3 protein-coding genes and 1 pseudogene are annotated in these 3,440 nt (G+C 64.3%); 2 read left to right on the top strand and 2 right to left on the bottom strand.

What is annotated here, in order from left to right:
* Nucleotides 1-102: 102 nt before the first annotated feature.
* Together AC1D00_RS32470 and AC1D00_RS32465 are read right to left on the bottom strand one after the other, a co-directional pair.
* Nucleotides 103-435 carry a DHCW motif cupin fold protein gene (locus AC1D00_RS32470; RefSeq protein WP_404555615.1) on the bottom strand — a complete coding sequence of 111 codons (333 nt, stop codon included), beginning with the start codon at nucleotides 433-435 and terminating at the stop codon, nucleotides 103-105.
* A gap of 336 nt (nucleotides 436-771) precedes the next feature.
* The gene (locus AC1D00_RS32465) at nucleotides 772-1,143 is read right to left on the bottom strand and encodes a nuclear transport factor 2 family protein (RefSeq protein WP_477013476.1); all 372 of its coding nucleotides are present in this window, start codon (nucleotides 1,141-1,143) and stop codon (nucleotides 772-774) included.
* 150 nt (nucleotides 1,144-1,293) lie between these two features.
* Here AC1D00_RS32465 and guaA point away from each other — a divergent pair, with 150 nt between their 5' ends.
* A complete protein-coding gene (guaA, locus tag AC1D00_RS32460) occupies nucleotides 1,294-2,892 on the top strand; it encodes a glutamine-hydrolyzing GMP synthase (protein WP_477013475.1) in 1,599 nt (532 codons plus the stop codon).
* Nucleotides 2,893-3,160: 268 nt separating this feature from the next.
* Nucleotides 3,161-3,440 (top strand): annotated as a pseudogene (locus AC1D00_RS32455) (hypothetical protein); the annotation flags it as partial.

The raw sequence follows: 3,440 nt of genomic DNA, 5'->3' as shown, positions 1-3,440 counted from the left end.
CAATATAGCGAGAATTTTGGGCCACTTCAAGGCATCACCCGCCGCCCGGTACCTCGCCCGGATTTTCTATTTTGCGGTGCAAATTAACCACTCCGGCGCATCTCAATCGACGATGAACAGCGTCGCCCCGGTGGCCGTCGAGGACCGGTGCGCGGCGTCGCCGAAGTCCGAAACCTGGTAGCTCATCCCCGCCGTGAGCTTGAACTTGCGGCCGTCGCGCAGCTCTGAGTCGAGCTCGCCCTTCAGCACGTACAGCACGTGGCCGCGGTCGCACCAATGGTCGGCGAGATAGCCCGGCGAATACTCGACCATCCGCACCCGGAGTTCGCCGATATTGAGCGTGCGCCACAGCGCCTGGCCGGTCTCCCCGGCATGCGTGGTCGGCTCGACCTTGCTCCAGTCGGTGACGGTGAAGGGGGAGGTGGGGAGTTTCATGGGGGATCCTGTCTCAGAGCCGGCAATGCCGGTGTTAGCGCAGGCCGTTGCCCCAGTCTCCGTCATTGCGAGCGCAGCGAAGCAATCCAGAAATGCATCCGCGGAGGCCGTCTGGATCGCTTCCGCCTTCGCCAAGGCGTCGGCGGACAAGTCGCTGCGCTCGCAACGACGAGCTTGGGGCAAGAGCGTTCCGCCCTCTCGCTGTCATCGCCCGCGGAGGCGGGCGATCCAGTACGCCGAGACGGTCGTGATTGAATCGACAGGCCTCAGCGTACTGGATTCCCCGCCTTCGCGGGGAATGACAGCGGTGGGTGGGGCGGCACCGCTCAATACGCGTCACCCCACCAGATGGTTCGCCGACCCCTGCACGATCAGCCCGGCGTCATTCACCCGCAGATACTCGCAGATCTTCTTCCCCCGCTCGTTCGCGTAGAACACCACCATGCTGTCCGGGCTGACGAACACATCGATCAGCGTGAAGTGCAGCTCCGGCACAAACCCGAGCGCCTTGCCCCAGTACGCCCGCAACGCGTCCTTGCCGCGCACGGTGCCGCTGGCGTCGAACCCCAGCGCGGGGATGCGGTCCGAGGTCATCACGGCGGTCTCGTCATAGAGCGTGAGCACGCGCTCGAGATCGCGCGTATTCCAGGCCTCGACCCAGGTCCGGCCGAGCGCGGCAAGCGATGATGGCTGATGGTGCTGTGGCATGGCATTCTCCCTGATCGGCCCCTGGTTGAAGGGTGGGGCAAGTTAGGTCAATAATACTGACCTATATCCGTTTGTCCATGCCCAAAGAAGAATGTGGGCGCACAAACCTGCGCGGTTGCGGGTCGTCGCGCCGTCGCGTATCTGCTTGCCATGACAGCAGCACAGAACGACCGCTCCGCGTCGACGCCATCAGTGGCCTCGGCGCATGACAAGATTCTCATCGTCGACTTCGGCAGCCAGGTGACGCAGCTGATTGCGCGTCGCGTGCGCGAGGACGGCGTCTATTGCGAGATCGTCCCGTTCAACAAGGCCGAACAGGCTTTTCTGGAGATGAAGCCGAAGGCGGTGATCCTCTCCGGCGGGCCTGAATCGGTGCACGAGGCCGGCTCGCCGCGCGCCCCGCAATTGATCTTCGCGTCCGGCGTTCCCGTGATGGGCATCTGCTACGGCCAGATGACCATGGCCGAGCAGCTCGGCGGCACCGTCGAGGGCGGCCATCACCGCGAATTCGGACGCGCCGATGTCGAGGTCAAGGCCGAGAGCAAGCTGTTCGAGGACGTCTGGTCACCAGGCGGCAAGAACCAGGTCTGGATGAGCCATGGCGACCGCATCACCAAGATGCCGCCGGGCTTCTCGGTGGCCGGCACCTCGCCGAACGCGCCCTTCGCGATCATCCAGGACGAGAAGCGCAAATATTACGGCCTGATGTTCCACCCCGAAGTGGTGCACACGCCCGACGGCGCCAAGCTGATCCGCAACTTCGTGCGCAAGATCGCGGGCCTCACCGGCGACTGGACCATGCGCGCCTTCCGCGAGGAGGAGATCGCCAAGATCCGCGCCCAGGTCGGCAAGGGCAAGGTGATCTGCGGCCTCTCCGGCGGCGTCGATTCCGCGGTGGCGGCCGTGCTGATCCACGAGGCGATCGGCGACCAGCTCACCTGCGTGTTCGTCGACCACGGCATGCTGCGTCTCGACGAAGCCAAGACCGTGGTCGATCTGTTCCGCCACCACTACAACATCCCGCTCGTGCACGTGGATGCCTCCAAGCAGTTCCTCGGCGAGCTCGAAGGCGTCACCGATCCCGAAACGAAGCGCAAGACCATCGGACGCCTCTTCATCGAGGTGTTCGAGGCTGAGGCCAAGAAGATCGGCGGCGCCGACTTCCTCGCGCAGGGCACACTCTATCCCGACGTGATCGAGAGCGTCTCCTTCACCGGCGGCCCCTCGGTGACGATCAAGTCGCACCACAATGTCGGCGGTCTGCCCGAGCGCATGAACATGAAGCTCGTCGAGCCCTTGCGCGAGCTGTTCAAGGACGAGGTGCGCAAGCTCGGCCGCGAGCTCGGCCTTCCCGAAATCTTCGTCGGCCGCCACCCGTTCCCGGGCCCGGGCCTCGCCATCCGCTGCCCCGGCGACATCACCCGCGACAAGCTCGACATCCTGCGCAAGGCCGACGCCGTCTACATCGACCAGATCCGCAAGCACGGCCTCTACGACGACATCTGGCAGGCCTTCGCCGTGCTGCTCCCGGTGAAGACCGTCGGCGTCATGGGCGACGGCCGCACCTACGACTACGTCGTGGGCTTGCGCGCCGTCACCTCCACCGACGGCATGACCGCGGACTTCTACCAGTTCGACATGAAGTTCCTGGGCGAGACCGCCACGCGCATCATCAACGAGGTGAAGGGCGTGAACCGGGTGGTGTACGACGTGACCAGCAAGCCGCCCGGGACGATTGAGTGGGAGTAGGGGCGGCCAAGCGCCGTGGCGGATTAAATGTCGCCTGGGTTTCTCAAGCGGTATGTCTCGTCAGCCGATGAACAAATTTGTTGGGCGCATGCCGCGCGARGACCAWGACATCGGCGCGGTCGCYTCGRYCACCAYGGACGGCCGYCCCATGACCTTCGCRAAGATGCTGGAGGAGACCTAYRCCGACGGMATCGCSGTGCTGCRCCGGGGCAGGCTGATCTAYGAGCGCTAYTTCGGCGCGYTGAAGCCGCACAAGCCGCATATCGSGATGTCGGTGACGAAATCCTTCACCGGCGTGCTCGCCGGCATKCTGGTCGCAATATTTGCCATGCCGGCTGCGGTGGCTCTGGCGAAGTCTCCGGACTGCGCGAGTTGGCCCACGAACATGGCCCTCACGCACCTCAAGAACGCCGGCCTGATTGATATCCCATCCGTGATCGAGGCGCAGACCAAGGCCGTTCGTCTCGCATCCGAACAGGTCGGCAAAGACCTCTACCAGCAGGTTTACGACATCACGTTTCACACCAGGGATGGCAAGACGATCGAGG

Source organism: Bradyrhizobium sp. P2_E8 (assembly GCF_056403875.1).
Note: the sequence above shows the minus strand (reverse complement) of the source record. Positions and strands in the feature narration are given on the sequence as shown.